32 protein-coding genes are annotated in these 26,893 nt (G+C 60.1%); 25 read left to right on the plus strand and 7 right to left on the minus strand.

The window, feature by feature from the left end:
- The first annotated feature begins 118 nt into the window (after positions 1-118).
- The 16 genes from tsf to AC0Z42_RS04260 all read left to right on the plus strand — a co-directional run bounded on the left by tsf (position 119) and on the right by AC0Z42_RS04260 (position 16,037).
- Positions 119-1,030 carry a translation elongation factor Ts gene (gene tsf / locus AC0Z42_RS04185; protein WP_485466987.1) on the plus strand — a complete coding sequence of 304 codons (912 nt, stop codon included), beginning with the start codon at positions 119-121 and terminating at the stop codon, positions 1,028-1,030.
- A gap of 149 nt (positions 1,031-1,179) precedes the next feature.
- Positions 1,180-1,896, plus strand: coding sequence for a UMP kinase (pyrH, locus tag AC0Z42_RS04190; RefSeq protein ID WP_485466988.1), 717 nt, complete (start codon positions 1,180-1,182; stop codon positions 1,894-1,896).
- Between the two features lie 167 nt (positions 1,897-2,063).
- A complete protein-coding gene (gene frr, locus AC0Z42_RS04195) occupies positions 2,064-2,624 on the plus strand; it encodes a ribosome recycling factor (protein WP_485466989.1) in 561 nt (186 codons plus the stop codon).
- A 99-nt stretch (positions 2,625-2,723) separates the two neighbouring features.
- Complete coding sequence (uppS, locus tag AC0Z42_RS04200; RefSeq protein ID WP_485466990.1) at positions 2,724-3,491, plus strand: polyprenyl diphosphate synthase; 768 nt, start codon at positions 2,724-2,726, stop codon at positions 3,489-3,491.
- Positions 3,491-4,324, plus strand: a complete 834-nt coding sequence (locus tag AC0Z42_RS04205) for a phosphatidate cytidylyltransferase (protein ID WP_485466991.1) — start codon at positions 3,491-3,493, stop codon at positions 4,322-4,324. Before uppS ends, AC0Z42_RS04205 begins: the two co-directional genes overlap by 1 nt.
- Positions 4,325-4,337: 13 nt before the next feature.
- Positions 4,338-5,522, plus strand: coding sequence for a 1-deoxy-D-xylulose-5-phosphate reductoisomerase (ispC, locus tag AC0Z42_RS04210; protein ID WP_485466992.1), 1,185 nt, complete (start codon positions 4,338-4,340; stop codon positions 5,520-5,522).
- Positions 5,519-6,880, plus strand: a complete 1,362-nt coding sequence (gene rseP / locus AC0Z42_RS04215) for an RIP metalloprotease RseP (protein ID WP_485466993.1) — start codon at positions 5,519-5,521, stop codon at positions 6,878-6,880. The genes ispC and rseP overlap by 4 nt, the downstream gene beginning before the upstream one ends.
- A gap of 81 nt (positions 6,881-6,961) precedes the next feature.
- Positions 6,962-9,298: an outer membrane protein assembly factor BamA gene (gene bamA, locus AC0Z42_RS04220; RefSeq protein ID WP_485466994.1), complete on the plus strand. Its 2,337-nt coding sequence runs from the start codon at positions 6,962-6,964 to the stop codon at positions 9,296-9,298.
- A 49-nt stretch (positions 9,299-9,347) separates the two neighbouring features.
- Positions 9,348-9,866, plus strand: coding sequence for an OmpH/Skp family outer membrane protein (locus AC0Z42_RS04225; RefSeq protein WP_485466995.1), 519 nt, complete (start codon positions 9,348-9,350; stop codon positions 9,864-9,866).
- Between the two features lie 24 nt (positions 9,867-9,890).
- Positions 9,891-10,946 carry a UDP-3-O-(3-hydroxymyristoyl)glucosamine N-acyltransferase gene (gene lpxD / locus AC0Z42_RS04230; RefSeq protein ID WP_485466996.1) on the plus strand — a complete coding sequence of 352 codons (1,056 nt, stop codon included), beginning with the start codon at positions 9,891-9,893 and terminating at the stop codon, positions 10,944-10,946.
- Positions 10,943-11,428, plus strand: a complete 486-nt coding sequence (fabZ, locus tag AC0Z42_RS04235; RefSeq protein WP_485466997.1) for a 3-hydroxyacyl-ACP dehydratase FabZ — start codon at positions 10,943-10,945, stop codon at positions 11,426-11,428. The genes lpxD and fabZ overlap by 4 nt, the downstream gene beginning before the upstream one ends.
- A gap of 1 nt (position 11,429) precedes the next feature.
- Positions 11,430-12,221, plus strand: a complete 792-nt coding sequence (gene lpxA / locus AC0Z42_RS04240) for an acyl-ACP--UDP-N-acetylglucosamine O-acyltransferase (RefSeq protein WP_485466998.1) — start codon at positions 11,430-11,432, stop codon at positions 12,219-12,221.
- A gap of 13 nt (positions 12,222-12,234) precedes the next feature.
- Positions 12,235-13,368 carry a lipid-A-disaccharide synthase gene (lpxB, locus tag AC0Z42_RS04245; RefSeq protein WP_485467311.1) on the plus strand — a complete coding sequence of 378 codons (1,134 nt, stop codon included), beginning with the start codon at positions 12,235-12,237 and terminating at the stop codon, positions 13,366-13,368.
- Positions 13,369-13,384: 16 nt separating this feature from the next.
- Positions 13,385-14,023 carry a ribonuclease HII gene (gene rnhB / locus AC0Z42_RS04250; protein ID WP_485466999.1) on the plus strand — a complete coding sequence of 213 codons (639 nt, stop codon included), beginning with the start codon at positions 13,385-13,387 and terminating at the stop codon, positions 14,021-14,023.
- Positions 14,020-14,805 carry a TrmH family RNA methyltransferase gene (locus tag AC0Z42_RS04255; RefSeq protein WP_485467000.1) on the plus strand — a complete coding sequence of 262 codons (786 nt, stop codon included), beginning with the start codon at positions 14,020-14,022 and terminating at the stop codon, positions 14,803-14,805. Before rnhB ends, AC0Z42_RS04255 begins: the two co-directional genes overlap by 4 nt.
- A gap of 11 nt (positions 14,806-14,816) precedes the next feature.
- Entirely contained in the window at positions 14,817-16,037 is a 1,221-nt protein-coding gene (locus AC0Z42_RS04260; protein ID WP_485467001.1) for an aminotransferase class V-fold PLP-dependent enzyme, read from the plus strand.
- On the opposite strand, the gene ppsR is transcribed toward AC0Z42_RS04260, so the two are convergent.
- A complete protein-coding gene (gene ppsR / locus AC0Z42_RS04265) occupies positions 16,012-16,860 on the minus strand; it encodes a posphoenolpyruvate synthetase regulatory kinase/phosphorylase PpsR (protein ID WP_485467002.1) in 849 nt (282 codons plus the stop codon). The genes AC0Z42_RS04260 and ppsR overlap by 26 nt on opposite strands.
- A 149-nt stretch (positions 16,861-17,009) precedes the next feature.
- Here ppsR and ppsA point away from each other — a divergent pair, with 149 nt between their 5' ends.
- The 7 genes from ppsA to AC0Z42_RS04300 all read left to right on the plus strand — a co-directional run bounded on the left by ppsA (position 17,010) and on the right by AC0Z42_RS04300 (position 22,904).
- Complete coding sequence (gene ppsA / locus AC0Z42_RS04270; protein ID WP_485467003.1) at positions 17,010-19,445, plus strand: phosphoenolpyruvate synthase; 2,436 nt, start codon at positions 17,010-17,012, stop codon at positions 19,443-19,445.
- A 133-nt stretch (positions 19,446-19,578) separates the two neighbouring features.
- On the plus strand, positions 19,579-20,091 hold the full coding sequence (locus AC0Z42_RS04275) for a Dps family protein (RefSeq protein WP_426078849.1): 513 nt from the start codon (positions 19,579-19,581) through the stop codon (positions 20,089-20,091).
- A 296-nt stretch (positions 20,092-20,387) separates the two neighbouring features.
- Positions 20,388-20,804 (plus strand): NfeD family protein, encoded by a 417-nt coding sequence (locus tag AC0Z42_RS04280; RefSeq protein WP_485467004.1) that lies wholly within the window; start codon positions 20,388-20,390, stop codon positions 20,802-20,804.
- A 16-nt stretch (positions 20,805-20,820) separates the two neighbouring features.
- On the plus strand, positions 20,821-21,765 hold the full coding sequence (locus tag AC0Z42_RS04285) for an SPFH domain-containing protein (protein ID WP_308920518.1): 945 nt from the start codon (positions 20,821-20,823) through the stop codon (positions 21,763-21,765).
- Positions 21,766-22,176 carry a hypothetical protein gene (locus AC0Z42_RS04290; RefSeq protein WP_485467005.1) on the plus strand — a complete coding sequence of 137 codons (411 nt, stop codon included), beginning with the start codon at positions 21,766-21,768 and terminating at the stop codon, positions 22,174-22,176. It begins immediately after the preceding gene.
- Between the two features lie 128 nt (positions 22,177-22,304).
- Positions 22,305-22,613 (plus strand): H-NS histone family protein, encoded by a 309-nt coding sequence (locus AC0Z42_RS04295; protein ID WP_065305939.1) that lies wholly within the window; start codon positions 22,305-22,307, stop codon positions 22,611-22,613.
- A 75-nt stretch (positions 22,614-22,688) separates the two neighbouring features.
- Complete coding sequence (locus AC0Z42_RS04300; RefSeq protein WP_485467006.1) at positions 22,689-22,904, plus strand: hypothetical protein; 216 nt, start codon at positions 22,689-22,691, stop codon at positions 22,902-22,904.
- Between the two features lie 7 nt (positions 22,905-22,911).
- Here AC0Z42_RS04300 and smpB read toward each other — a convergent pair whose 3' ends face one another.
- Positions 22,912-23,361, minus strand: coding sequence for an SsrA-binding protein SmpB (smpB, locus tag AC0Z42_RS04305; protein WP_308920520.1), 450 nt, complete (start codon positions 23,359-23,361; stop codon positions 22,912-22,914).
- A gap of 95 nt (positions 23,362-23,456) precedes the next feature.
- Here smpB and AC0Z42_RS04310 point away from each other — a divergent pair, with 95 nt between their 5' ends.
- Together AC0Z42_RS04310 and AC0Z42_RS04315 are read left to right on the plus strand one after the other, a co-directional pair.
- The gene (locus tag AC0Z42_RS04310) at positions 23,457-23,894 is read left to right on the plus strand and encodes a type II toxin-antitoxin system RatA family toxin (RefSeq protein ID WP_485467007.1); all 438 of its coding nucleotides are present in this window, start codon (positions 23,457-23,459) and stop codon (positions 23,892-23,894) included.
- Positions 23,881-24,180 carry an RnfH family protein gene (locus AC0Z42_RS04315; RefSeq protein ID WP_485467008.1) on the plus strand — a complete coding sequence of 100 codons (300 nt, stop codon included), beginning with the start codon at positions 23,881-23,883 and terminating at the stop codon, positions 24,178-24,180. Before AC0Z42_RS04310 ends, AC0Z42_RS04315 begins: the two co-directional genes overlap by 14 nt.
- A gap of 177 nt (positions 24,181-24,357) precedes the next feature.
- On the opposite strand, the gene AC0Z42_RS04320 is transcribed toward AC0Z42_RS04315, so the two are convergent.
- The 5 genes from AC0Z42_RS04320 to AC0Z42_RS04340 are packed head-to-tail and all read right to left on the minus strand — an operon-like array spanning position 24,358 to position 26,792.
- Complete coding sequence (locus tag AC0Z42_RS04320; protein ID WP_485467009.1) at positions 24,358-25,557, minus strand: tyrosine-type recombinase/integrase; 1,200 nt, start codon at positions 25,555-25,557, stop codon at positions 24,358-24,360.
- The gene (locus AC0Z42_RS04325) at positions 25,479-25,808 is read right to left on the minus strand and encodes a hypothetical protein (protein ID WP_485467010.1); all 330 of its coding nucleotides are present in this window, start codon (positions 25,806-25,808) and stop codon (positions 25,479-25,481) included. Before AC0Z42_RS04325 ends, AC0Z42_RS04320 begins: the two co-directional genes overlap by 79 nt.
- The gene (locus tag AC0Z42_RS04330) at positions 25,805-26,239 is read right to left on the minus strand and encodes a hypothetical protein (protein ID WP_485467011.1); all 435 of its coding nucleotides are present in this window, start codon (positions 26,237-26,239) and stop codon (positions 25,805-25,807) included. Before AC0Z42_RS04330 ends, AC0Z42_RS04325 begins: the two co-directional genes overlap by 4 nt.
- Positions 26,236-26,469: a hypothetical protein gene (locus tag AC0Z42_RS04335; RefSeq protein ID WP_485467012.1), complete on the minus strand. Its 234-nt coding sequence runs from the start codon at positions 26,467-26,469 to the stop codon at positions 26,236-26,238. Before AC0Z42_RS04335 ends, AC0Z42_RS04330 begins: the two co-directional genes overlap by 4 nt.
- Positions 26,466-26,792, minus strand: coding sequence for a hypothetical protein (locus AC0Z42_RS04340; protein WP_485467013.1), 327 nt, complete (start codon positions 26,790-26,792; stop codon positions 26,466-26,468). Before AC0Z42_RS04340 ends, AC0Z42_RS04335 begins: the two co-directional genes overlap by 4 nt.
- Positions 26,793-26,893: the final 101 nt, after the last annotated feature.

Raw genomic sequence — 26,893 nt, forward strand, 5'->3', positions numbered from 1 at the left:
GCAGTAATGGAAAAGGGGTGGCAGCAGCTCCCCCTTTTTTTTAACAAAAAACGATGGTGTCAGCTGGCGAGGCAAAACCTGCGCCGCGGCTATCTACTCACCGAATCAGGAGAAACACATGGCAGCGATTACAGCAGCGATGGTAGGCGAATTGCGCGGCAAGACCGACGCACCAATGATGGAATGCAAAAAAGCACTGACCGAAGCCGAAGGCGATATGGCCCGTGCGGAAGAGATCCTGCGCGTCAAGCTGGGCGGCAAGGCATCGAAAGCATCGGCACGCATCACCGCCGAAGGCGTAGTAGCAACCTACATCGCCAACGGCGTGGGCGCCCTGGTCGAAGTGAACTCGGAAACCGACTTCGTTGCGAAAAACGACGACTTCCTGGCGCTGGCAAACAATGCCGCCCGCCTGGTCGCGGAAAAGAACCCGGCTGACGTTGCCGCCCTGCTGGCCCTGCCACTCGATGGCAAGACCCTGGACGAAGTACGCGCTGCCCTGATCGGCAAAATCGGCGAAAACATGACCATCCGCCGCTTCCAGCGTTTCGAAACGACCGCCAAGCTGGCTTCCTACCTGCACGGCTCGCGCATTGGCGTGATCGTCGAATTCGACGGCGCCGATGAGCAAGTGGGCAAGGACGTGGCAATGCACATCGCTGCGATGAAGCCTGTGTCGCTGTCGTCGAACGAAGTGCCTGCGGAACTGATCGAAAAAGAGCGTTCGGTTGCAAAACTGAAAGCCGAAGAAGATGCAGCCAAAGCGGCCGCCGAAGGCAAGCCAGCGCAATCGCCGGAAATCCTGGCCAAGCGCCTGGAAGGTTCGGTACAGAAGTACCTGAAAGAAGTATCGTTGCTGAACCAGGCTTTCGTGAAAAACGACAAGCTGTCGGTTGAGCAGATGCTGAAAGCCGCTGACACCAGCGTCAGGGCATTCGCCATGTACGTGGTAGGCGAGGGCATCGAGAAGAAGCAGGACGACTTCGCAGCGGAAGTCGCAGCACAGATGGCTGCCTCCCAGGGAGCGTAAGTCAAGCGGGCCGAGAGGCCCGTTTTTTTGGCCCGCCCGCATCCACGCATGCCGGGCGGCGGCATGGGCAGCTGCCGCGCGCCTATCCGGCGCTGCGAGGCGCTGCGCCATGTCATACTCGAATAACCTCATTTATGGAGCCCCAGCTCATGTCAAAACCAGCTTACAAGCGTGTCCTTCTGAAGTTGTCCGGTGAAGCCCTGATGGGTGATGATCCCTACGGCATCAATCGCGCCACGATCGAGCGCATGGTCGCCGATGTGGCCGAGGTGGCGAAGTTGGGCGTGGAACTGGCAATCGTGATTGGCGGCGGCAATATCTTCCGCGGCGTCGCGCCCGGTGCGCAAGGCATGGACCGCGCCACCGCCGACTACATGGGCATGCTCGCCACCGTGATGAACGCGCTGGCACTGGCCGATGCCATGCGCCATGTCGGCATCACCGCGCGCGTCATGTCGGCGATCGGCATCGAGCAGGTAGTCGAGCCATATGTGCGCCCGAAAGCGCTGCAATACCTGGAAGAAGGCAAGGTCGTCGTGTTTGCTGCCGGCACCGGCAATCCGTTCTTTACCACCGACACCGCTGCCGCCCTGCGCGGTGCCGAGATCAGCGCCGAGATCGTCCTGAAGGCCACCAAGGTCGACGGCGTCTACACAGCCGATCCGCAGAAGGATCCGAACGCTACTCTGTTCCACACGATCACCTTCGACGACGCCATCTCCAAGCATCTGCAGGTGATGGACGCCACCGCTTTTGCCCTGTGCCGCGACCAGAAACTGCCGATCAAGGTGTTTTCGATCACCAAGCCAGGGGCACTGATGCGCGTGATCATGGGTGAAGACGAAGGAACGCTGGTCCACGTATAAGTTAGCTGTAATTTTAAAATTTATTATTAACAACGCCTGACAAAACCGTCGCGAGCGGAAGGGAGAGGTAGCCGAGAAGCGCAACCGTACTGTAGTACGGTGAGCATCGCAGGCTGCCTATACCGACGCGCAGCAGGTTTTGACAGGCGTCACCACAGGAGGGCACGATGTCCTTAGCAGACGTTAAAAAGAACACCCAGGAACGCATGGCGAAGTCGCTGGAAACACTGAAGGCCGACCTGGCCAAGGTGCGTACCGGTCGCGCCCATACGGGCATCCTGGACCACGTGATGGTCGACTACTACGGTTCGCCGACGGCGCTGACCCAGGTTGCCAACGTGACCCTGGTCGACGCGCGCACCATCGGCGTGCAGCCATATGAAAAGAAGATGGCCAACACCATCGAAAAAGCCATCCGTGATGCCGACCTGGGCCTGAACCCGTCGGCGCAGGGCGACATGATCCGCGTACCGACGCCGCCGTTGACGGAAGAGCGCCGCAAGGAGATGGTCAAGCTGGTCAAGAGCGAAGCGGAAGACGCGAAAATTGCCGTGCGCAATATCCGCCGCGATGCCAATGAGTCGCTGAAAAAGCTGGTCAAGGACAAGGCCTGCTCCGAAGACGACGAGCGCCGCTCGTCGGAAGAGGTGCAGAAACTGACGGACAAATTTATCGCCGACATCGACAAGATGGTGGTCGACAAAGAAAAAGAAGTGCTGACCGTCTAGTTTTTCAGGTAGGCCCACACTGCCCGGGACGGCCATGCTTTCCCGGGCAGTGCCATTTGGCGCATAATAGCGTTCTTTTCATTTGGTATTATTGTTTTCATGATCTATTCGAGTTCGACAACGGCGGTACCTGAAGTGGGCTGCGTGCCGCGCCATCTGGCAATCATTATGGATGGCAACGGTCGCTGGGCCACCAAGCGCTTCCTGCCGCGCGTGGCTGGCCACGTCAAGGGCGCCGATGCCGTGCGCAGCGTCGTCGAAGCCTGTCTCGACCGTGGCGTCGAATACCTGACCCTGTTTGCCTTCAGCTCGGAAAACTGGCGCCGCCCGGAAGAAGAAGTGTCGATGCTGATGCGGTTGTTCGTCACCATGCTCGAACGCGAAGTGGTGCGCATGCACGCCAACGATATCCGCCTGAAAGTCGTGGGCGACATGTCGCGCTTTAACACGCAATTGCAGGAACTGGTGGCCAACGCCGAACGCAAGACGGCCGGCAATACGCGATTGACCGTGACGATTTGCGCCAACTATGGCGGGCGCTGGGACATCATGCAGGCGGTCAACAAGATGACTGCCGAGGCAGCCGCAAATGGCTTGCCACAAGAACATGCTTACACCGAAGAGCAACTGGCGCCGCACCTGGCGATGGCCTACGCGCCCGAGCCCGACCTGTTCATCCGCACCGGTGGCGAGCAGCGCATTTCCAATTTCCTGCTGTGGCAACTGGCGTACACCGAGTTGTTTTTCACTGAAACCTTCTGGCCCGACTTCAACGTCGACAGCCTCGACGCGGCAATCGCGTCTTACCAGCAGCGCGAACGGCGCTTTGGCCGCACCAGCGCGCAACTAACCGAAAAGAAAAACTGATGCTGAAAACACGGATAATCACCGCCCTGGTCTTGTTGGCGGTCTTGCTGCCGGTTCTGTATCTGAATTATTTCCCTGCCTTCGCCGTGATCGCCACGGCGTTCTTCGGCGCCGCCGTCTGGGAAAGCTTCCGCATTTTCAAAAATCGCCAGGCGCTGCTGATTGCTGCCGTCTGGACGGCCGCGTTTGCCTATACCTTTTTCTTCAGCAATGGCATGGCCCAACTCAATTTCTGGTATGCGCTGTGCGTGGCCATCTGGCTGATCCGTTTCGTGCCTTCGCTGGCGACTGGCCTGCCGCCGCCAGAAGGCCTGGGCAATACCTTGCTCAGCCTGGTGTATGCGGTGACCATCGTCGGCTGCTTTGTCGCCATCGTGGCACTGTTCATGCACAGCCCTTTGTACCTGCTGTCGGTGATGGCGCTGGTGTGGATCGCCGATATCGGCGCGTATTTTTCCGGCAAGGCCTTCGGCAAGCGCAAGCTGGCACCCAGCATTTCGCCCGGCAAGTCCTGGGAAGGCGCGATCGGCGGCGGCATCGCCGTGCTGGTGATCGCCACCATCACCATCCTGGCCGCACCGTCGGTGCCGCTGCTGCAGGATACCTTCGCGGTGCAGCTGCAATTGCGCCGCGGCTGGCCGATGGCCGTGCTGGTGCTGCTGGTGCTGGTTGCCGCCAGCATCGTCGGCGACCTGTTCGAATCCCAGCTCAAGCGCCGCGCCGGCATCAAGGACAGCAGCAACCTGCTGCCTGGCCATGGCGGCGTGCTCGATCGTATCGATGCGCTGATCCCCGTCTTGCCCTTTGCTGCCCTGGTCAGCGGCTGGCTATAAGGAATTACTCTCAATGCAATACATTACCATCCTTGGAGCGACTGGTTCAGTCGGCGTCTCCACGCTGGACGTGCTCGCGCGTCATCCCGAACAATACAGCGTCTATGCGCTTTCCGCCCATACCAAGGTGGCTGAGCTGGCCGCCCAGTGCCAGCAGTTTCGTCCGCAGCGCGCCGTCGTTGGCACGCTTGACGCTGCGCAGGAGTTGCGCCGCCTGCTCGTTGAGCTGGGCGTCGCCACTGAAGTGGACTACGGCGTCGACGCGCTGTGCGCGATCGCCAGCGCGCCGCAGGTGCACAGCGTGATGGCCGCCATCGTCGGCGCGGCTGGCCTGGCGCCGACCCTGGCGGCGGCGCGCGCCGGCAAAAAGGTACTGCTGGCCAACAAGGAAGCGCTGGTGATGTCGGGCCAGCTGTTCATGGACGCGGTACAGGAGAATGGCGCGGTGCTGCTGCCGATCGACAGCGAGCACAATGCCATCTTCCAGTGCCTGCCGCATAATTACGGCCGCGTGCCACAGGCGGCCGGCGTGGCAAAGATCGTGCTGACCGCCTCGGGCGGGCCGTTCCTGACGCGCGACGTCGAGTCGCTGGACAGTGTCACGCCCGACCAGGCATGCAAGCATCCGAAGTGGGTCATGGGGCGCAAGATTTCGGTCGATTCGGCCACCATGATGAACAAGGGCCTGGAAGTGATCGAGGCGCACTGGCTGTTTGGCGCGCCGGCCGACCAGATCGAGGTGCTGATCCACCCGCAAAGCGTGATCCATTCGATGGTCTCGTATGTCGACGGTTCCGTGCTGGCCCAGCTGGGCAACCCGGACATGCGCACGCCGATCGCCAATGCGCTGGCCTGGCCCGAGCGCATCGATTCGGGCGTGGCGCAGCTGGACCTGGCGCAAGTGGCTTGCCTGCAGTTCGAGCGGGCCGACATGGTCCGTTTTCCCTGTTTGCAGCTGGCCTACGATGCCTTGCGCGCGGGCGGCACGGCGCCGGCCCTGCTCAATGCCGCCAACGAGGTGGCGGTGCAAGCCTTCCTCGACCAGCGCATCGGTTTTCGCCAGATCGACAAGGTGGTGGCGCACGTGATCGATACCGTGGCGCATGGCGCCGCGTCGAGCATCGAGACGGTGCTGGAACAGGACCGCCTGGCGCGCGCTGCGGCGCAAGCTTATATCGCAGGCAGGCTGGCGGCATGACCCTGATTACCACCTTGCTGGCGTTTATCGTTGCGCTCGGCTCGCTGGTCACCTTGCATGAGCTGGGGCACTATCTGGTGGCGCGCCTGTGCGGCGTGAAAGTGCTGCGGTTTTCGGTTGGCATGGGCAAGGTTGTCTATTCGCGCAAGTTCGGCAAGGACCAGACGGAATGGGCGATTTCCGCGCTGCCCCTGGGCGGCTACGTGAAAATGCTCGACAGCCGCGATCCCGATACCGGCGTGCTGGCACCCGCCGACATGGCGCGCGAATTCACGCGCCAGAGCGTCTGGCGCCGCATGGCCATCATCGCCGCAGGTCCGCTGGCCAATTTTCTGGTCGCCATCGTGCTGTACGCAGGCCTGTTCATGCATGGCATCGAAGAGCCGTCGAGCAAGATCGGTACCGTGGCCGAGCAGAGCAGCGCCTATCTCGCGGGCCTGCGCACGGGCGATACGGTACACTCGGTCAACGGCAAGGAAGTGGCCAGCTGGAGCGAATTGCGCTGGGAGCTGATGCAGGCTGCGCTCGACAAGGATGCCGCGCGCATCGAAGTGCGCCGCCCTGACCGTGGCGTGCAGGAAGCCACCATGCAGGCGTCGGTGCTGGCCGGGCTGGACCTGGAAGGCGATGTGCTGGGCAAGCTGGGCCTGGTGCTGGCCCGTCCGGCGCCGGTGCTGGGCAAAATCATGCCGGGCGGCGCGGCCGAACGGGCCGGCCTGCAGCCGGGCGACCTGATCCTCGCCATCGATGAAACGCCGATGACGGATGGTATCGCCGTGATCGAAACGCTGATGCGTTCGCCCGGCAAGACCTTGCAGGTGCTGCTGCGCCGCCATGGCCAGGACCTTACCGTGCCGGTCACGCCGGACGGTGAAGCCGGCAAGGGTAGCCAGGCAGCTGTAACAGTTGGTAAGATCAAGGCCGAGATCGCTTTGACGCCGGATATGATCGTCGTCGCCTCGGGGCCGTTTCAAGCGGTCGGCAAGGGCGCGGTGAAGGTCTGGGACACCAGCATCATGAGCCTGAAAATGCTCGGCAAGATGTTCACCGGCGAGGTCTCGCTGAAGAACGTGACGGGGCCGATCACCATCGCCGATTATGCGGGCCAGACGGCGCGTATCGGCCTGGTGAGCTACCTGAGCTTCATCGCCTTCATCAGTATCAGTCTGGGCGTGATGAATTTGCTACCCATTCCTGTTCTGGATGGCGGGCATTTGCTGTATTATTCGCTGGAAGTTTTGACCGGGCGCCCCTTGCCGGAACGCGTAGGCGAGATTGCCCAGCGCCTGGGGCTCGGTCTGTTGCTGACCCTGATGGTGCTTGCCGTCTTCAATGACGTGCTGCGGCTGCTCAACTGATGCCATTGTTCCTGCCATTGCGTGAGTCGCACAAGCAATCTTTTGTGTATGTTGTCCACTGATTTATCCATTGATTAGCCAATGAAATTACATTCTGCTCGTATTGCCTTGCCTTCCTTTCGCCGCAGCCTGATCGGCGCCGCCGTCCTGGCATTCTGCTCCGGCCATGCGCTCGCTGTCGCTCCGTTTACTGTCAAGGACATCCGGGTCGAAGGGATCCAGCGCACCGAAGCGGGCACCGTCTTTGCCTATCTGCCGGTAAAGGTCGGCGAAACGTTCTCCGACGAGAAAAGTATCGCCGCCATCAAGGCCCTGTATGCGACGGGCATGTTCAAGGATGTACGCCTGGAAGCCGACGGCGACGTGCTGGTAGTGCTGGTCGAGGAACGCCCGGCGATTGCAACCGTGGAATTCACGGGCACCAAGGAATTCGAAAAAGACGTGCTGGTCAAGGCACTGAAGGAAATCGGCGTCGGCGAGGCGAAGATTTTCGACAAGGCCTCGGTCGACCGCGCCGAACAGGAACTCAAGCGCCAGTACCTGTCGCACGGCCTGTATGGCGTGAAGATCACCACCACCGTCACGCCGATCGAGCGCAACCGCGTCAACGTGGTATTTGCCGTCGACGAGGGCGACGTGGCCCGCATCAAGCAGATCAACATCGTCGGCAACAAGGCCTTCACCGACAAGGAACTGCGCGAACAACTGGCCCTGAACACGGGTGGCTGGTTCAGCTGGTACACCAAGGCCGATCAATATTCAAAGACCAAGCTGACCGGCGACATCGAGTCGCTCAAGTCCTACTACCTGGACCGCGGCTATATCGAGATGCAGGTCGACTCGACGCAAGTGTCGATCACGCCCGATAAAAAAGACATCTACCTGACGATCAACATCACCGAGGGCGAGAAATACAAGGTCACGGGCAGCAAGTTCGAAGGCGAGATGTTCGGTCGCGAAGAAGAACTGAAAGCGCTGAACCTGATGCGCGAAGGCGATATCTATTCGGGTGCACGCCTGACGGCCACCAACAAGCGCATCCAGGACCGCCTGGCCACGTTTGGCTACGCGTTTGCCAACGTCAACGCCAATCCGGAAATCAACCGTGACAAGCATGAAGTGGGCTTCACCTTCTTTATCGATCCGGGCAAGCGCGTCTACGTGCGCCACATGAATATCGCCGGCAATACCACCACCCGCGATGAAGTCATCCGCCGCGAATTCCGCCAGTTCGAATCGTCCTGGTACGACAGCAACAAGATCAAGCTGTCGCGCGACCGTGTCGACCGCCTCGGCTACTTCAAGGATGTGACCATCGATACGCCGGAAGCGCAGGGCACGTCCGACCAGGTCGACGTCAACGTGACGGTGGTGGAAAAACCGACCGGTAACTTCCTGATCGGCGGCGCGTTCTCGCAATCGGAAAAATTCACCTTGTCGGCATCGATCTCGCAGGCCAACTTTGCCGGTAGCGGCAACACGGTCGGCATCGAACTCAATACCAGCCATTACAGCCGCACCATCGCGTTTTCGCAGACTAATCCGTACTACACCGATGACGGCATTTCGCGCAGCTTTGAAGTCTACCTGCGCACCACCGAACCGCCGGCGTTGAACATCGGCAGCTACAAGATCAAGCAGACCGGTGGCCGCGTCAGCTATGGCGTGCCGTTCTCGGAAGTCGATACCATCTTCTTCGGTATCGGTGCCGAGCGCTCGCAGATCGAAACCGATTCGACCAGCCCGCTGCGCTTCCGCCAGTATGTGACCGACAACGGCGGCCCGTCCGACGGCATCGGTTCGGCCACCACCAATTCCATCCCGTTGACGGCGGCCTGGCAGCGCGACAGCCGCGACAGCGCCCTGACGCCATCGATCGGCCGCTACCAGCGCGTCAACCTGGAGGCTGACCTGATCGGCGACCAGAAATACTTCCGCGCCATTTATGAGCACCAGTATTTCCGTCCGCTGTTCAGCAAGGTCACCCTGGCGCTGAAGGGCGAGCTCGATTATGGTCATGGCATCGGCAACCACGTGTACCCGGTCTTCAAAAACTTCTACGGTGGTGGTATCGGTTCGGTGCGCGGCTACCTGAGTTCCTCGCTGGGCGCGGTCGAACCGAGCACCAACGATGCCCTGGGCGGCGCCTCGCGCCTGATCGCCAATGCCGAGCTGCAGATGCCATTCCCCGGTTCGGGCAATGACCGAAGCCTGCGCTGGTTCGGTTTCCTTGACGGCGGTCAGGTTTACCAGGAAGGCGAAAAGATGCGCATCTCGCAATTGCGTTATTCTGCTGGTCTGGGGATCAGCTGGATTTCGCCGGTCGGCCCGCTCAAGCTGAGCTACGCCAAGCCGCTGAACGCCAAGCCGTCCGACCGCCTGGAGCGCTTCCAGTTCCAGATGGGTACCGGTTTCTGACCGGCATTCGCATGGGGCGCCAGCTTACACATTTTGACCATGGAGTATCATGAATACCGCATCCGCCACCCTGCCCAAGTCTCTTGCCGCAATCGCATTGTGCTGGAGTTCGCTGTTGCCGGTGCATGCACAGGCCCAGGAATCGAAGATTGCCTGGATCAGCAGCGAACGTATTTATAACGAGTCGAAACTGGCCAAGCTGGCCAGCGCCAAGCTGGCCGAAGAGTTTCGCTCGCGCGAAAAGGCGGTGCAGGAGCTCGGCGCCCGCTTCAAGGTGGCCAATGAAGCGCTCGAACGCGACATGCCGACCCTGAGCGAGGCCGACCGCGCCAAGCGCCAGCGCGAATTTTTTGAGCTCGACAAGGAGCTGCAACGGCGCCAGCGCGAATTTCGCGAAGACCTGAACCAGCGCACCAACGAAGAGCGCAGCGCCATCGCGGAAAAAGCCAATACCATCATCCAGCAGATGGCGCATGTCGAAGGCTATGACATCGTGCTGCAGGAAGCCCTGTGGGCCAGCCCGCGCATTGACATTACCGACAAGGTATTGAAGGCGCTGGACAAGTAATCGTATTACCTTAAGGATCATCAGATGGGCACTCGACTAGGTGAATTGGTCGAACGCTTCGGCGGACAACTGGCGGGCGATGCCAACCTGGAAGTAACCGGGATCGCGCCGCTGGCTGACGCCGGCGCTTCGCACATCAGCTTTCTCAGCAATAGCAAATTTCGCGCACAGGCCGCCAGCAGCGGCTCTGCCGCGCTGATACTCACGCCGGCCGACGACGCGCTGATCGGCCCGGAATACGCGGGCGCACGCGTCGTCACACCGAATCCCTATGTGTATTTCGCGCGCGCGGCGCAGTTTTTTGCCGCCCTTGCCGAAATCAAGGCACCGCCGGGCATCCACGCCAGCGCCATCGTCGATGCTTCCGCGCAGGTCGATCCTGCCGCGTCCATTGGCCCGCGCGCCGTCATCGAAGCCGGTGCGGTGGTAGGGCCTGGCTGCGTGATCGGCGCCGGCTGCGTGATCGGCCGCGACGCCGTCATTGGCGAGGACACGCAGCTGTTTGCCAACGTGACGTTCCATGCGCGCTGCGTGATCGGCGCGCGCGGCATCATCCATTCGGGCGCCGTGATCGGCACCGACGGTTTCGGCTTTGCCAACGAGGGCGGCGTGTATATCAAGATTCCGCAAACGGGCAGGGTGGTGATCGGCGACGATGTCGATATCGGCGCCAACACCACCATAGACCGCGGCGCGCTGGCCGATACCATCATCGAAGATGGCGTCAAGCTGGACAACCAGATCCAGATCGGCCACAACTGCCATATCGGCGCGCACACCGCCATGGCCGGCTGCGTTGGCGTGGCCGGCAGCGCCGTGATTGGCAAATACTGCACCTTTGGCGGCGCCGCCATGGTGCTGGGCCACCTGACGATCGCCGACCGGGTGCATGTGGGCTCGGGCAGCATGGTGTCGCGCTCGATCCTGGAGCCGGGCCAATACACCGGCTTTTATCCGCTGGCGAAAAACGCCGACTGGGAAAAAAGCGCCGCCATCGTGCGCAATCTCACCAGCATGCGCGAGAAGATCCGCGCGCTGGAAAAAACCATTAAAACACTGACCAAGCAAGACGAAAAATGACGACTACTGAAAACAAGACCCTCGACATCCTGGCCATCAAATCGCTGCTGCCGCACCGCTATCCGCTGCTGCTGGTGGACCGCGTGCTGAACTGGGAGTCGGGCAAGACCATCACCGCCATCAAGAACGTGACGGTCAACGAAGAATTCTTCCAGGGCCACTTCCCGCACAAGCCGGTGATGCCTGGCGTGTTGATGATCGAAGCGCTGGCGCAAACGGCCGCCTTGCTGTCGTTCCTGACGATGGGCGTCAAGCCCGATGAGAATTCGGTGGTGTATTTCGTCGGCATCGACAATGCGCGCTTCAAGCGTCCGGTCGAACCGGGCGACCAGCTGAAGATGGACGTTGAAATCCTGCGCGTATCGCGCGGCATCTGGAAATACAAGGCGGTCGGCACGGTCGACGGCAAGGTCGCGCTGGAAGCGGAACTGATGTGCACCATCCGCAGCTCTCAGGACGCCAGCCAGCCAGCGGGGCAGTAAGATGGCGGCGATCCACTCCACCGCGGTGATCGACCCGAAGGCCGAGCTCGATAGCTCGGTCGAGGTGGGTCCGTATACCATTATCGGCCCGCATGTGCGTATCGGCGCTGGCACCAAGGTTGGCCCGCATGTCGTGATCGAAGGCCATACCACCATCGGCAGCGACAACCAGCTGTTCCAGTTCTCGTCGATCGGCGCCCAGCCGCAAGACAAGAAATGGGCCGGCGAGCCGACCCGCCTGGAGATCGGCGACCGCAACACCATTCGCGAGTTCTGCACCTTCAACACCGGCACGGTGCAGGGCGGCGGCGTGACGCGCCTGGGCAATGACAACTGGATTTCGGCCTATGTGCACCTGGCGCACGACTGCCAGGTGGGCAGCAATACGATTTTCTCGAACAATGCCCAACTGGCCGGCCATGTGGAAATCGGCGACTGGGTCATCATGAGCGGTTTTGCCAACGTCCACCAGTTCTGCAAGATTGGCGCGCACGCCTTTGTCGGCATGAGCACCAGCCTGACCCAGGATGTGCCGCCGTTCGTGCTGTTGAACGGCAATCCGGCGGCAGCCCATGGCGTCAATATCGAAGGGCTGAAGCGCCGTGGTTTCACGCGCGAGCAGATCAACGGCATCCGCACCGCCTACAAGCTGATCTACCGCGCCGGCCTGACACTGGAAGAAGCCAAAGCTGCCCTGTTCGAAGAAGAGCAGGCCTCCACCCCTGAAGTGGCAGAGCATGTCCGCGCCATGCGCGAATTCCTTGGCGTGGCCTCGCGTGGCATCGTCCGATAAGCTCTCCGTCGCCATGGTCGCCGGCGAGGTGTCGGGCGACCTGCTGGCCAGCCGGCTGCTGTCCGGCCTCGCGCCGCAGCTGCCCGGCGCCCACTTTCACGGCATCGGCGGCGAGCATATGGCCAGCCAGGGTTTCGTTTCCGACTGGCCGCTCGACAAGCTCACCGTGCGCGGCCTGTTCGAGATCATTCCCCGCTACCGCGAGATCAAGGGCGTCCAGAACGCATTGCGCGACCAGTTGCTGGCGGAACGCCCGGCGGTCTTTATCGGCGCCGACTACCCGGGCTTCAACCTGGGGCTGGAGCAGCAGCTGAAAGCGGCCGGTATCCCCACCGTGCATTACATCGGGCCGCAGATCTGGGCCTGGCGCGGCGGGCGCATCAAGAAGATCATCAAGGCCGTCTCGCACATGCTGGTGATCTTCCCGTTCGAGCAGGAGATCTACCGCAAGGCCGGCGTGCCGGTGACCTATGTCGGCCATCCGCTGGCCGAAATGATCCCCTTGCAGCCGGACGAAGCGGCCGCGCGCCGCACGCTTGGTTTGCCGGAAGACGCCAACGTGGTGACGCTGATGCCGGGCAGCCGCATGGGCGAACTCAAATACAATACGGTGGCCTTCGTGGCGGCCTGCAAGCTGCTGCTGGCGCGCGACCGTTCGCTGCGCTTTGTTGCGCCGATGGCTGGTGAAAAGCAGCGCCAGTATTTCCTGCAACTGGTGCAAGAGGCGGGCCTGCAGGACGTCGAAATCGTGCTGACGGACGGCGGCTCGCACACGGCCATCTGCGCCGCCGATGCGGTGCTGGTGGCCTCGGGCACGGCTTCGCTGGAAGTGGCGCTGTATAAAAAACCGATGGTGATCGCCTACAAGATGATGCGCGCTTCGTGGGAAATCATGCGCCACATGGGCTACCAGCCGTGGATCGGCCTGCCCAATATCCTGGCGCGCGACTACCTGGTGCCGGAACTGCTGCAAAATGCGGCCAGTCCGGAAGCGCTGGCCGAGGCCGTGTGGCAGCAGTTGAGCGATATTCCCGGCCGCCTGCGCCTGGTGCAGCGCTTTACCGACATGCACCACAGCCTGCTGCGCGACAGTGCCAGCGAGAGCGCCAACGCGGTGATGCAGGTCATCGCCGCCAACAAAAAGTAACTGAAAAAGATTCAACGTGAAAAATATCTATCCCGGCCTGTTTGACGACTTGCCATTCTCGATCGATGAAATCATCTGCGGCGTCGACGAGGCAGGGCGAGGTCCGCTGGCAGGCCCGGTGTTTGCGGCCGCCGTGATTCTCGACCCGAACCAGCCCATCGACGGCTTGCGCGACTCGAAAAAACTGTCCGAAGCAAAGCGCGATCTGCTGGCGCCACAGATACGCGCCAGGGCGCTGGCCTGGGCAATTGCCGAAGCGTCGGAAGAAGAGATCGACCGCCTGAACATCTTGCAGGCATCGATGCTGGCCATGCGCCGCGCCGTCGAAGCGCTGGCCACTATCCCGACCCTGGCCCTGATCGACGGCAACCGCTGCCCGGTGATGCCGATACGCGGCATGGCCATCATCGGTGGCGACGACAAGGTCGATTCGATCTCGGCCGCCTCGATCCTGGCCAAGACGGCGCGTGACGCGGCGCTGGTGCAGTTGCATGCGCGCTATCCGGAATACTGCTTCGACCAGCACAAGGGCTATGGCACGAAATTGCACCTCGAACGCTTGCACCTGCACGGCGCCTCGCCGGTGCACCGCCGCTCGTTTGCGCCGGTGCGCAATGTGATCGCGCTGTTCGGCGCGCAGGAGATCGCGGCATGAAGACCATCACCTCGCGCGACAACGCGCAGTACAAGGATTTGCTGAAACTGGCGGGCAGCTCGCAGGCGCGCCGCAAGTCGGGCCGCACCTTGCTCGACGGCGTGCATCTGTGCCAGTCGTATCTGCAGCTGCGCGGCCTGCCCGAACAATGCATCGTCAGCGAAAGCGCCTTGCGCAACCCAGAAGTGATGGAGATCGTCGGCCAGCTGGAAAGCCAGCGCGCCCACGTGCTGGGCTTGCCCGATGCGCTCTACAACGCGGTCAGCCAGGTCGAACACGGCGTTGGCGTGATGTTCCTGATCGAGACGCCCGAGCGCCTGGTCACGGCGCCGGTGACGGTGTCGGCGGTGCTGCTGGACAACCTGCAGGACCCGGGCAATGTCGGCTCCATCCTGCGCAGCGCGGCCGCGGCCGGTATCACGCAAGTGTATTGCAGCGCCGGCACGGCTTTTTGCTGGTCGCCAAAGGTGCTGCGCGCGGCGATGGGCGCGCACTTCGTGCTCGATATCTTTGAAAACGTCGACCTGGCCGCGCTGGCATCGAACGCCAAGGTCACCACGCTGGCCACCAGCGGTTATGCCACCAAGCAGCTTTACGACGTCGACCTGCGCGCGCCGGTGGCCTGGCTGTTCGGCCATGAAGGGCAGGGCGTGGCAGACGACCTGCTGGCTATGGCCACGCACCAGGTGGTGATACCGCACCTGGGCCAGATCGAGTCGCTGAACGTGGCCGCCTGCGCCGCCGTCTGCTTCTTCGAGCAGGTACGTCAAAACCAATCCTGAACAGGGTCGCCATGTCTTTCCCTTTGCTGGCTGTCGGTGCGGTGCGTGACGACGCGTGGTGGCGCCAGGTGGCCGCGTTATATGCGGCGCCGCCCGGCGAGATCGTCAATCTCGAACACGGCTATTTCGGCGCCATGGCCGCACCCGTGCAGGCCGCCTTCGAGCAGGCCGTGCGCTACACCAACGAGCAGCTCAGCCCCTTCGTGCGCGGCGAATTCACGCAGCAGCATGTCGACATCCTGCGCGCGCGCGTCGCGGTGCTGATCAACGCCCAGCCGCAGGAGATCCTGCTGACGCGCAGCGGCACCGAATCGATGCAGGTGCTGATTACCCAATACCACGGCCTGGCGCCCGGTGATACCGTGCTGTGGAGCAATCTCGACTATCCGGCCATGCGCACGGCCATGCGCTGGCTGGCGCAGCGCCGTGGCGTGACCAGCACGCAAGTGACATTGGGCCTGCCCGTCAGCGACGATGAAATCATTGCCCGCTACGCGCAAGCCATGCGCGAGGCCACCAGGCCGAAAATGCTGCTGCTGTCGCAGGTGACGCCGGCCAATGGCCAGCTGCTTCCGATCAAGGAAATCATGGCGCTGGCGCGCGAACAGGGCATCGACGTGCTGCTCGACAGCGCCCACGCACTGGGCCAGGTCGCGGTGGATGTGCAGGCGATGAAGGTCGACTTTGCCGGCTTCAACCTGCATAAATGGATCGGTGCGCCAAGCGGGCTCGGTGTGGTGTATATCCGCGCCGCGCAGCTGCACAAGATCGAGCCGCATTTCGGCGACGACGATTATCCGCTGGACGATATCCGCGGCCGCCTGCACATGGGCATGCCGCCGATCGGCGCCATTCTGGCCGCGCCCGCCGCACTGGATTTTCATGAAAGCCTGGGCGGCACGCCGGCCAAGACCGAACGCCTGGCCTGGCTGAGGAACTACTGGGTCAGCCGCGCCGCGCAACTGCCTGGCGTGCGCCTGCTGTCTCCTTTGGACGCCGCGCGCGGCACGGCGCTGGTGGCGTTTGCCGTCGATGGCATGGAGGCAGGCGCGCTGCAACAGGCCTTGTTGAACCGCTTTGGCGTATTTACAGTGCAGCGCAATATCGGCGACATGGACGTTGTGCGCGCCACCGTGGCCGTCACCACCACCACCGTTGAACTGGACCGGCTGGTGGCGGCGCTGGCAGCACTGGCTGCGGAAGCGATCAATACTCGCGGCGGTTCGGCTTGATCTCTTGCAAGATAGTCGTCGAGATCTCCTCGATCGACTTGGTGGTCGACGACAGCCAGCGTATGCCCTCGCGTTTCATCATTTTTTCCGCCTCGTTGACTTCGTAGCGGCAGTTTTCAATTGCCGCATACTTGCTGCCAGCCCTTCTTTCGTTGCGTATTTCCGACAAACGTTCGGGCGTAATGCTTAATCCAAAAATTTTATTCTTGAATTCATATAAAGCCGAAGGCAACTTGTCGCGCTCGAAATCGTCGGGGATCAAAGGGTAGTTGGCCGCCTTGATGCCGTATTGCATGGCCAGATACAGGCTGGTCGGGGTCTTGCCCGAACGCGATACGCCCACCAGGATAACGTCGGCCGAGGACAGGTTCTTGTGCGACTGGCCATCGTCGTGCGCCAGCGAATAATTGATCGCCTCGATGCGGTTTTTATACTCCTCGCTGTCGACGATATTGTGCGAGCGGCCGATGGTATGGGTCGACATCACGCCCAGTTCCTGCTCCAGCGGAGCCACGAACGTCTGGATCAGGTCCATGTGCATGCCGCTGGACTTGCGGATCACGGCCGACAGGTCGGTCTTCACCAGGGTTGAAAAGATGATCGGCCGCTGGCCATCAGACGCAAAGGCTTCGTTGATCTTGCGCGCCGCGTCATACGCTTTTTCCATGGTATCGATGAAGGGCAGGCGCACCTGACGAAAGCGCAGTTCGAACTGCGACAGCACGGAATGGCCGAAGGTCTCGGCGGTGATGCCGGTGCCGTCGGACACAAAGAAAACAGTGCGCGCTGCGGAGGGCAGGGGGGGGCGTGGTTCGGTTGTCATGGTCTTCGGTCAAGATTGTGCGTCGTCAATTTGCGCCGCACAATGTAAAATGGCTGGAATGGTATTGATTGTGCTGCACGACGCCAAGAATAACAAGAACACTGTCTGTGCGCCGCGCCTAAAGATTTCTAATCAGTAAGGGTGTCATTATGACCAACGCAGCATTGCAGGAGCAGGAGAAAGACCAGGACGCGGTGTACGTCGCCTCGTTCGAACATTTGCGCATGACCGATGTCGAATCGGTCGGCGGCAAGAACGCCTCGCTCGGCGAGATGATCAGCCAGCTGGCCGAAGCCGGTGTACGCGTGCCTGGCGGTTTCGCCACCACCGCGCAAGCGTTCCGCGACTTCCTGTCGTATAGCGCCAACGGCGGCCTGCCGCTGGCGCAGCGCATCGCCGACCGCCTGGAAGGGCTGGACATCGACGACGTGCGTTCCCTGGCGCAAGCCGGCGCCGAAATTCGCCAGTGGATCGTCGAAACCCCGTTTCAGCCCCGCCTGGCCGCCGAAATCGACGCTTTCTACGCCAGGCTGGTGGCCGATTCCGATACCGAAATGTCGTTTGCCGTGCGCTCGTCCGCCACTGCGGAAGACTTGCCGGACGCCTCGTTTGCGGGCCAGCAGGAAACCTTTTTGAACGTCGTCGGCATCGACAATGTGTTAGATGCCATGAAGCAGGTGTTCGCGTCGCTGTACAACGACCGCGCCATCTCCTACCGCGTGCACAAGGGCTTTACGCACGCCGAAGTGGCCTTGTCGGCCGGCGTGCAGCGCATGGTGCGCTCGGACCTGGGCGCGGCCGGCGTGATGTTTACCATCGACACCGAATCGGGCTTCAAGGACGTGGTCTTCGTCACCTCCAGCTATGGCCTGGGCGAGACCGTGGTGCAGGGCGCCGTCAACCCGGACGAATTCTATGTGCACAAGCCGATGCTGGAAAAAGGCAAGTCGCCGGTGATCCGCCGCAATATCGGCTCCAAGCTGCTGAAGATGGAGTTCACCAACGAAGCGAAAGCTGGCCGTTCCGTGAAAACCGTCGACGTGCCGGTGGAAATGCGCAACCGCTATTCGCTCAATGACAGTGAAGTGGTGGAACTGGCGAAATACGCCGTCATCATCGAAAACCATTATGGCCGTCCGATGGACATCGAGTGGGGCAAGGATGGCCGCGACGGCAAGCTGTACATCCTGCAGGCGCGTCCCGAGACCGTCAAATCGCAGCAGAAAGCGAGCGATGTGCAGGAACGCTTCAAGCTGAAAAGCACCGGCACCGTATTGACTTCGGGCCGCGCGATTGGCCAGAAGATCGGCGCAGGTCCGGTGCGCGTGATTCACGACCCGGCCGACATGGAGCGCGTGCAGCCAGGCGACGTGCTGGTGGCCGACATGACCGACCCGAACTGGGAACCGGTCATGAAGCGCGCTGCTGCCATCGTCACCAACCGAGGCGGTCGTACCTGCCACGCGGCGATCATCGCGCGTGAGCTGGGCGTGCCGGCGGTGGTCGGTTGCGGCGACGCCACCGACGTGCTGAAGGACGGCACGTTTGTGACGGTGGTGTGTTCGGAAGGCGACGAAGGAAAGATCTACGACGGCCTGCTGGAAACCGAAGTGTCGGAAGTGTCGCGCGGCGAACTGCCGAAACTCGACACCAAGATCATGCTCAACGTCGGCAATCCGCAGCTGGCCTTCGACTTCCAGTCGGTGCCGAACGCCGGCGTGGGCCTGGCGCGCCTGGAATTCATCATCAATAACAATATTGGTGTGCACCCGCGCGCAATCCTGGAATACCCGAACATCGATGCCGACCTGAAAAAGGCGGTTGAATCGGTGGCGCGTGGCCATGCTTCGCCGAAAGCGTTTTACATCGACAAGCTGGCCGAAGGCATCGCGACGATTGCCGCCGCGTTCTGGCCGAAAAAAGTCATCGTGCGCCTGTCCGACTTCAAGTCGAACGAGTACAAGAAGCTGATCGGCGGTTCGCGCTACGAGCCGGACGAAGAAAATCCGATGCTCGGTTTCCGCGGCGCGGCGCGCTACCTGTCGGCCGACTTCTCGGAAGCGTTCAACATGGAATGCGAAGCGATGAAGCGCGTGCGCAATGACATGGGCCTGACCAACGTGGAAATCATGGTGCCGTTCGTGCGCACCCTGGGCCAGGCCGAGAAAGTGATCGACCTGCTGGCGAAAAATGGCCTGAAGCGCGGTGAAAACGAGCTGCGCGTCATCATGATGTGCGAAGTGCCGTCAAACGCCATTCTGGCCGACCAGTTCCTCGACCATTTCGACGGCTTCTCGATCGGTTCGAACGACCTGACCCAGCTGACCCTGGGCCTGGACCGCGATTCCGGCATGGAATTGCTGGCCGCCGACTTCGACGAGCGCGATCCTGCCGTGAAAGCCCTGCTGTCGCTGGCCATCAAGGCTTGCCTGGCGCGCGGCAAGTACATCGGCATTTGCGGCCAGGGTCCGTCGGACCATCCTGACTTCGCCGTCTGGCTGATGGAGCAGGGCATCGAATCGATGTCGCTGAACCCCGATTCGGTGATCGATACCTGGCAAAAACTGGCGGCGCTGAAAGCGTAAGCTGCTTCTCGCCCGCAATGAAAAACCCGCTGCCAGTGATGGCTGCGGGTTTTTTTTCAGCCGCACGGCATACGGTGATGAGCTGGCGCGAGATCGGCTAAAATGGTTCCACTTACACACGACAGGAGTTGATATGGCAAGCAAGAAACCAACTGTAAATCCGAAAACTGGCTCGGCAAAAATCGATATCGGCATTTCCGAATCGGACCGCGCGAAGATCGCGGCAGGCTTGTCGGGCCTGCTGGCCGACAGCTACACCCTGTACCTGATGACGCATAACTTCCATTGGAACGTCAAGGGTCCGATGTTCAATACGCTGCATCTGATGTTCATGACGCAGTACACCGAACAGTGGGGCGCGCTGGACCTGATCGCCGAGCGCATCCGGGCGCTGGGCTATCCTGCGCCAGGTACCTACAAGCAGTTCGTCGAGCTGGCCTCGATCAAGGAAATCGAAGGCGTGCCGCCGGCGCTGGAAATGGTGCGCCATCTGGTGTCGGCCCAGGAAGCGACGGCCCGTACGGCACGCGCCCTGTTCCCGCTGCTGGAAAAAGCCAATGACCAGCCGACTGCCGATCTGATCACGCAGCGCCTGGACCTGCATGAAAAAACCGCGTGGATGTTGCGCAGCCTGCTGGAAGAGTAATAACGCCATACATAACCTACTGCGCGTCGCGCTTTGCGGCCTGCGATGCTCACTGTGCATTCGCACAGTTGCGCGTCTCGGCCACAAATCACTGCCGCTCGCTACGGTTCTGTAAGGCGTTCGAGCGAAATGAATGATGTCCAACTATTGACGCAAGCGCAAATTGCTTTAGACTGTTTGTCATAGGTGTATGGCAAGAATAAAAGTCTGGCAATTTTTTCTTTGTAAAACCCCCGTCGCCTATATCGGTCACGGGGGTTTTATTTTTTGCAGCGGCGAATCTAAAGGAATGCATCATGGCTGATTGGACAGGCTGGTTTATCGCGGGTGGGGTGGTATTGATCCTGGAATTATTCAGCGGAACCTTTTATTTGCTGATGATCGCCATCGGCATGAGCGCAGGCGCGCTGGCCGCACTGGCGGGCGCAAATGGGCCGCTGCAGGGCTTGTGCGCGGCCGTGGTCGGCGTGGTGGCTACCTTGTTATTGCGCCGCAGCCGCTTTGGCAAGGCGGCGCGCCGCGACGCATCGCAGGATCCGAATGTCAACCTCGATATCGGTCAAAGCGTGGCCGTGGCGCATTGGGTCGATGGAGTGGCGCGCGTGATGTATCGCGGCGCTTTATGGGATGTGGAATTAATTCCCGGCAGCGATACACAGGCAGGGCAATACACCATACGTGCCGTTCGCGGCAGCCGTTTGATTGTTGGATAACACTGGAGAGTAAACTATGGAAATTAGCATCGGGAGTGTATCGCTGATCTTGTTATTGCTGGCGCTGGTATTTGTTTTCAAGACCGTCAATGTCGTGCCGCAACAGCATGCCTGGGTAGTGGAGCGGCTCGGGAAATTCCATGCGGTGCTGGGCCCTGGCCTGAATATCGTGGTGCCGTTTGTCGATCGCATCGCCTACAAGCATGTGCTCAAGGAGATTCCGCTCGACGTGCCGCCACAGGTGTGCATCACGCGCGACAATACGCAACTGCAGGTCGACGGCATTCTGTATTTCCAGATTACCGACGCGATGCGCGCTTCCTATGGTTCATCCAATTACATCGCCGCCATTACGCAACTGGCGCAAACCACCTTGCGTTCCGTGATCGGCAAGATGGAACTCGATAAAACCTTTGAAGAACGCGACCATATCAATACCGCCATCGTCAACGCCATCGATGAATCGGCGGCCAATTGGGGCGTCAAGGTGCTGCGTTATGAAATCAAGGATCTGACGCCACCGAAGGAAATCCTGCACGCGATGCAGGCACAGATTACGGCAGAACGTGAAAAGCGTGCGCTGATCGCGGCCTCGGAAGGGCGCAAGCAGGAGCAGATCAATATCGCCAGTGGCGAGCGCGAAGCGGCGATTGCCCGCTCGGAAGGCGAAAAGCAGGCCTCGATCAACCGTGCCGAAGGGCAGGCGACAGCCATCGTGGCGCTGGCGCAGGCCAACGCCGAAGCGCTGCGCCAGGTGGGCGCCGCCATCAGGGAGCCGGGTGGTGAGGACGCTGTCAATTTGAAAGTGGCTGAGCAGTATGTGGGCGCCTTTGCGCAACTGGCCAAAACCAATAATTCGATTATCGTGCCGGCCAATCTGGGCGAGATGAGCAGTTTGATCGCCACCGCCATGCAAGTGGTGAAAACGCAAAAGCCGAAAGGCGGAGTAGCGCTTCCATGAGTGATCACTAGTTATTCAATAGTAACTGGCGCCCGCTTTGCGGGCGTTTTTACGCTATCATCGCGCTTATTTGAATCAACGCAGTTGCTTGCCCAGTTTGATATGATGTGTAGCGTGCACCGTGTATTGTTTTTTTCGATTAAAGTGTGCGTCATTGCCGACGCTGGCGATACAATGCACGGAGATTGCTTGGTGAAGTTACTATTTGAAAAATGTCGTAACTTCAACATGATTTTTTGTAAATTGTCTTTTATGATGACGATAAATTGCAATGAATCAAAAAATACTTCAAAATTAATGGCACCATGGCGATTGCCGGATCCGCAGATGGTTGACGATGCCGGCCTCTTTGCAAGAATAAGATACGCAATGCCTGGCTGCGGTGTTTTGTCTTTGCCACAGCTGCCATGATAAAGACGCTGCCGGTTGAAAATAATTGCAAAAAACATTAAATTTTCAAAAAAAATCTCCTCAAGCGCGTTACAATTGGATAGAATTCGCGTATTCAGCTCTTTTTCAACTCATACAAAGGAAATATCATGGATCTGTCCAGCTTATCCCTGTCGGAACTGCGCACCCTGCAAGACGACATCAAGAAACAGATGAAGAAGCGCGAACACGACGATCTGTCGAAAGCACGCGAGCAAATCCTGGCCATCGCGCAAAGCGTGGGCGTGTCGGTAAAAGATCTGGTTGGCACCGGCATTCGTGCAAAAACCGGTACGGTAGCAGTACGTTATCGCAATCCGGACGATGCGTCGCAACAATGGACTGGCCGCGGCCGTCAACCGAAATGGGTCAAGGAATGGACCGATTCGGGTAAATCGCGTGATCTGCTGAAGGTGTAATCACCGTTGATTCGGATGCTTGTGCAGTGAATGCCGTGAGATAGGCAAAGCGGCGGCAGGCATCCGGAACTTTATATGTTGCAAGCGCTCGTTTCCCATCCTGCAGTTCCCGATAATTATCTCTCTTGCCGTTCTGGTATTTTCTTGAATAACGCCTGGCGATACCCTGTTATTGCCGGCTATTGCCGTTTCCCTGTCCGCTTTTATCCCGATGACGCCGCCTGCTTTTGGCATGATGATGCATTGCGCAGGCAAAATAAAACCCGACGCATGGTCGGGTTGGTAAGGTGATTGCCGGTCAGCGGCGATTTGTCTTCATCGCCGCCTGCACTTCGCGCGCGCCGTCGCGGTCGCGTTCTGCTGCCCGTTTGTCGTGCTGCTTCTTGCCCTTGGCCAGGCCGATTTCGCATTTCACGCGGCCGCCCTTGTAATGCAAATTGAGCGGTACCAGCGTGAAGCCGGAACGTTCGACCTTGCCGATCAGTTTGTCCATTTCCGCGCGGTGCAGCAGCAGCTTGCGCGTGCGGACTGCTTCCGGATGGATATGGGTGGAAGCGGTCGGCAGGGCGCTGATATGCGCGCCGAACAGGAACAGCTCGGTGCCGCGGACAACCACATAGGCTTCCTTGATTTGTACGCGGGCGTCGCGGATGGCCTTGACTTCCCAGCCTTCGAGCACGATGCCGGCTTCGTAGCGATCCTCGATGAAGTAGTCGTGGAATGCTTTTCTATTGTCTGCTATGGTCATGAGAATGGTAAATGTGCGCGGGTCGGTTAAACTACTGTCTCGCGCAAGCGCGATAAAATCCAAGTGTATCCAACATCATAGCAAATGGTTCTTCAATGGCAGTAGTACATAAATCAGTTTTTCTCGGCTACAGCGCCGAACAAATGTTCACGCTGGTGGCGGCAGTGGAAGATTATCCCAAATTCCTGCCCTGGTGCGGCGCGGTCGAGATACGCGAGCGCGGCGACAACACCGTCGTTGCCAGCGTGGGCATACAGTACCACGGCGTGCGCCAAAGCTTCACCACGTCCAACGAGAACATACCGTTCAGTTCCATCAAGATGAAGCTGGTAGACGGTCCTTTCAAGACTCTCGATGGCATATGGACCTTCAAGGCCCTGCGCGCTGACGCCTGCAAGATCGAGCTGGACCTGCGCTACGAGTTTTCCAGCCGCGTGCTAGAACAGATCATCGGGCCTGTGTTCGGCATGATCGCCAACAGCATGGTCGATTCCTTCTGCAAGCGCGCCGAGACCGTCTATGGCGGCGCCTGAGTCCGTTGCGGTGCAGGTCTGCTACGCGCTGCCCGATGCCGCCTTCCTGCGTGCCCTGAGCCTGCCTGCCGGCAGCACGCTGCAGCAGGCGCTCGAACAGAGTGGGGTGCTGCAGCAATATCCCGAGATCGACCTGGCCGTCAATCTGGTCGGCATCTACGGCAAGAAAAAGACGCTCGATACGGTGCTGCGCGAGCATGACCGGGTGGAGGTCTACCGGCCGCTGCAGGCGGACCCGAAGGAAGCGCGCCGGCGCCGTGCCGGTGGCAAGACTGCCAAGGCTTGATTGCCGGGTGCGCTTTACGTCAGTTCAGCGCCGTGGATCGCTATCACGCCAGGCTTTGCAAAGCTTCAAGACAAGGGGCAGGAATTTCTGTATAAGTTGCTTCGCGCCCCAAGAGACACCGTTCATGCGGGTTTCAAGGGTATCCAATGATTTGAGGGCGAAATGAGGGCGAACTGCCTACCGAGTCATCCTTTTCTTGCCTTCGATCATTCGCAGGTAGAAGTCGGGCAGCAAACCATCATCCTGCTCAAGCCAACGCGCATAGATTCGCGTGACCATCGTCGTGTCAGCATGACCCATCTGCTTGGCGACGTACATTAAATTTTCACCGGCTGAAAGCAATGTCGACGCGAAAGTGTGGCGCGTTTGGTACTGCGTTCTGTGTCTGACGGCCGCTTTCTTCAGTGTCGGAACCCAAACTCTATTCAGTCGATCGCTTGTGTCCCATCCTCGTCCGGTCGCCGGGTCGAGGAAAACGGGGCCGTTGGATAGGCGACTATATTGCTCCTGGGCTCTCAGGGCATCGTAGGCGCCGCGACGAAGATCGATCACGCGCTTGCTGGACTTTGTCTTTGTGTTATCGCTCGTGACGCCGACAACCCGTGCTCGCTCGACTCGCACCGTGCAGTTTTCCCAATCGATCGACTCCCATTTCAAGGCTATGTATTCGCTTGGGCGCATACCAGTTGAGAAGGCGAATAGCCAGATGTTGCGTAGCTGATCATCCGCAGCCGCCAATATTTTTTTTATCTCCTCAGCGCTGAATGGATCAGCTGTGGGTGTTTTCTCGTACGCATCGCGACTGAGCACCTTCCGCAGCTTGACTCGATCAAGCGGACTGCTTTCAATGAGATCGTCATTTACTGCCTGGTCCAGCACACTGCGAAAGGGGATCAGCATCTGATTGATGGAAGCGGCCGACAAGTTCAACGTGGCAAGCCAGGTTCTTATTGCAGCCGGCGTCAGGTCGCGCACGCGGGTAGACTCCCATTGCGGCTTTAGCTTTGAGGTGTAGATGCGCCGATAATTTTTTAAGCTGCTGGGGGCAAGTGTCCGCTCGTACACTGCGTACTGCTCCACAAGTAATTCGCCCACCGTCACGTTATTGCGATCCGTGCGAATTCCCAACTTTGCCAGTTGAGGGGAATCAGGAAAATATTTGACGTACGAGAAGGCGCCCATTTCGATCGCGTTGAGGATCTCGCCGCGCAGGCGCTCGGCATACCTAATATTTGCCTTCGAATGGGTCAGCAGCAAGGTTTCCCTGCATTCTGACCCACGGTACATGAACTTTATTCTTATCGACTCGCTTTTGGCGTGCGCACGTAACTCAACGCCTGGCGCGACGGACTTACTTGTTCCCATTTTGCAACCCATTCTTCTACTGCCGGCAAGTTGATCCACAGCCGACCATCTACAATTTTGCATTGATTCCCATCGAGCCATTTGCCAGCCTTGCGGCGGGCCTGCACGGAATCGACGGAATCACCTGATATTTCGACGTAGCGCTCAAGCTTCACCCAGGCCAGAGGCTGACGCTGCGCCTCAGCCTTGGCGGCCGCCGCGCGCGCATTGCGCTCGATGGTCTCGACCAGCTTGGCTACCATGTCGTGCTCGCTCATGTTCATGGCGCGCTCCTCCCCGCCGCCGCCGACACAGCCACCGGCAGCGGCGAATGTTTCGGCTTTGCCGCCTGCTTGGCGCGGATCGCCTCGACCTTCGTCCAGATCCTGGCCAGCTCTGTCTCGCCGGCGGCGTGCATGTCCAGGCCTTGGGCCAGGCACAGCGCCGCAAGGGTGACCATGACTCCGCCAACCTCCTGCGCGCGCTCGCCGACAGGCCTGCCGAAGACGTAGTCGACCAACTGGTACGCCTCGCTGGCCGTGCAGCCGCATGCCTGCACCAGTTCCAGCGATTCTTCCAGGAAGCGGTGATTGCGCTCAGCGCCATCGGCTGAAATTTCGGCGCCGAAGCACGCCGTCATCCACGGCTGCACGTGGGTCTGGAATGAATCGGCGAGGGAGTTGACAGGTGTCGTTTGTTGCTCATTATTCATCATTGTGGTTGCTCCAATATGGTTAATTCGGCGGGCGCGACCGGTTCGGCCAGGCCTTCGATGTACACGGTCATGTCGGCATCGCCCTTGTGCCAGCAGAACCCGGCAATGAAGCAGTTCAGGCCCTGGTAGCCTACCGGCCTGGCCAGTTGCTTTGCGCGGTGCAGGCGCAGGTCGTGCTGGTCGGCCAGCTCGCGCGGCGATTCGGCCGGCGCCGGCGTGCGGGCGCTCATGTTGTCGCTGGCACGCGACGGGCCCAGTTCCAGTACGGGCCGCTGTCGGAATCGTGAATGGATAACGTGAACCAGCCTTCTCCGGACGGTGGTGCCGGATCCCAGCCGGAAACGTCGACTCCGTCCTGCTCGAAGTAGGCAATGTAGGCCGGATGGCTATCGTCCTCGCTATCCAAGGACCGGTAAGTGGTTTCCAGTCCCTGCGCCGCCAGCCAGGCGATTACGTCGTCTTCTTGGCCCTCTTCGAAGTCAGGCATGTCGGGATGCCAAAACCAGCCATCGGCATCACGCACAACTGGCACTGCCTCAATAAGCTTGCTCATATTCGCCTTTCAGGTTGTCGCGGCCAGGACGCCCGCCAGGGTCGCCGCCACGTAAATCAGGATCAGGGTCGCCGCCACACGGGCGGCGGCCGACCGTTTCG

The sequence above is a fragment of the Janthinobacterium sp. 1L-D-8-B-C4 genome (assembly GCF_057291295.1).

Coding starts and splice junctions, on each gene's coding strand:
- tsf (WP_485466987.1), top strand. CDS start 119: ATGGCAGCGATTACAGCAGCGATGGTAGGCGAATTGCGCGGCAAGACC.
- AC0Z42_RS04295 (WP_065305939.1), top strand. CDS start 22,305: ATGGATCTGTCCAGCTTATCCCTGTCGGAACTGCGCACCCTGCAAGAC.
- bamA (WP_485466994.1), top strand. CDS start 6,962: ATGAAATTACATTCTGCTCGTATTGCCTTGCCTTCCTTTCGCCGCAGC.
- lpxB (WP_485467311.1), top strand. CDS start 12,235: ATGGTCGCCGGCGAGGTGTCGGGCGACCTGCTGGCCAGCCGGCTGCTG.
- AC0Z42_RS04205 (WP_485466991.1), top strand. CDS start 3,491: ATGCTGAAAACACGGATAATCACCGCCCTGGTCTTGTTGGCGGTCTTG.
- rseP (WP_485466993.1), top strand. CDS start 5,519: ATGACCCTGATTACCACCTTGCTGGCGTTTATCGTTGCGCTCGGCTCG.
- fabZ (WP_485466997.1), top strand. CDS start 10,943: ATGACGACTACTGAAAACAAGACCCTCGACATCCTGGCCATCAAATCG.
- ispC (WP_485466992.1), top strand. CDS start 4,338: ATGCAATACATTACCATCCTTGGAGCGACTGGTTCAGTCGGCGTCTCC.
- AC0Z42_RS04300 (WP_485467006.1), top strand. CDS start 22,689: ATGTTGCAAGCGCTCGTTTCCCATCCTGCAGTTCCCGATAATTATCTC.
- smpB (WP_308920520.1), bottom strand. CDS start 23,361: ATGACCATAGCAGACAATAGAAAAGCATTCCACGACTACTTCATCGAG.
- AC0Z42_RS04255 (WP_485467000.1), top strand. CDS start 14,020: ATGAAGACCATCACCTCGCGCGACAACGCGCAGTACAAGGATTTGCTG.
- lpxD (WP_485466996.1), top strand. CDS start 9,891: ATGGGCACTCGACTAGGTGAATTGGTCGAACGCTTCGGCGGACAACTG.
- uppS (WP_485466990.1), top strand. CDS start 2,724: ATGATCTATTCGAGTTCGACAACGGCGGTACCTGAAGTGGGCTGCGTG.
- AC0Z42_RS04275 (WP_426078849.1), top strand. CDS start 19,579: ATGGCAAGCAAGAAACCAACTGTAAATCCGAAAACTGGCTCGGCAAAA.
- AC0Z42_RS04260 (WP_485467001.1), top strand. CDS start 14,817: ATGTCTTTCCCTTTGCTGGCTGTCGGTGCGGTGCGTGACGACGCGTGG.
- AC0Z42_RS04320 (WP_485467009.1), bottom strand. CDS start 25,557: ATGGGTTGCAAAATGGGAACAAGTAAGTCCGTCGCGCCAGGCGTTGAG.
- ppsA (WP_485467003.1), top strand. CDS start 17,010: ATGACCAACGCAGCATTGCAGGAGCAGGAGAAAGACCAGGACGCGGTG.
- frr (WP_485466989.1), top strand. CDS start 2,064: ATGTCCTTAGCAGACGTTAAAAAGAACACCCAGGAACGCATGGCGAAG.
- AC0Z42_RS04330 (WP_485467011.1), bottom strand. CDS start 26,239: ATGATGAATAATGAGCAACAAACGACACCTGTCAACTCCCTCGCCGAT.
- AC0Z42_RS04225 (WP_485466995.1), top strand. CDS start 9,348: ATGAATACCGCATCCGCCACCCTGCCCAAGTCTCTTGCCGCAATCGCA.
- ppsR (WP_485467002.1), bottom strand. CDS start 16,860: ATGACAACCGAACCACGCCCCCCCCTGCCCTCCGCAGCGCGCACTGTT.
- lpxA (WP_485466998.1), top strand. CDS start 11,430: ATGGCGGCGATCCACTCCACCGCGGTGATCGACCCGAAGGCCGAGCTC.
- AC0Z42_RS04335 (WP_485467012.1), bottom strand. CDS start 26,469: ATGAGCGCCCGCACGCCGGCGCCGGCCGAATCGCCGCGCGAGCTGGCC.
- AC0Z42_RS04285 (WP_308920518.1), top strand. CDS start 20,821: ATGGAAATTAGCATCGGGAGTGTATCGCTGATCTTGTTATTGCTGGCG.
- pyrH (WP_485466988.1), top strand. CDS start 1,180: ATGTCAAAACCAGCTTACAAGCGTGTCCTTCTGAAGTTGTCCGGTGAA.
- AC0Z42_RS04310 (WP_485467007.1), top strand. CDS start 23,457: ATGGCAGTAGTACATAAATCAGTTTTTCTCGGCTACAGCGCCGAACAA.
- AC0Z42_RS04325 (WP_485467010.1), bottom strand. CDS start 25,808: ATGAACATGAGCGAGCACGACATGGTAGCCAAGCTGGTCGAGACCATC.
- AC0Z42_RS04315 (WP_485467008.1), top strand. CDS start 23,881: ATGGCGGCGCCTGAGTCCGTTGCGGTGCAGGTCTGCTACGCGCTGCCC.
- AC0Z42_RS04340 (WP_485467013.1), bottom strand. CDS start 26,792: ATGAGCAAGCTTATTGAGGCAGTGCCAGTTGTGCGTGATGCCGATGGC.
- AC0Z42_RS04280 (WP_485467004.1), top strand. CDS start 20,388: ATGGCTGATTGGACAGGCTGGTTTATCGCGGGTGGGGTGGTATTGATC.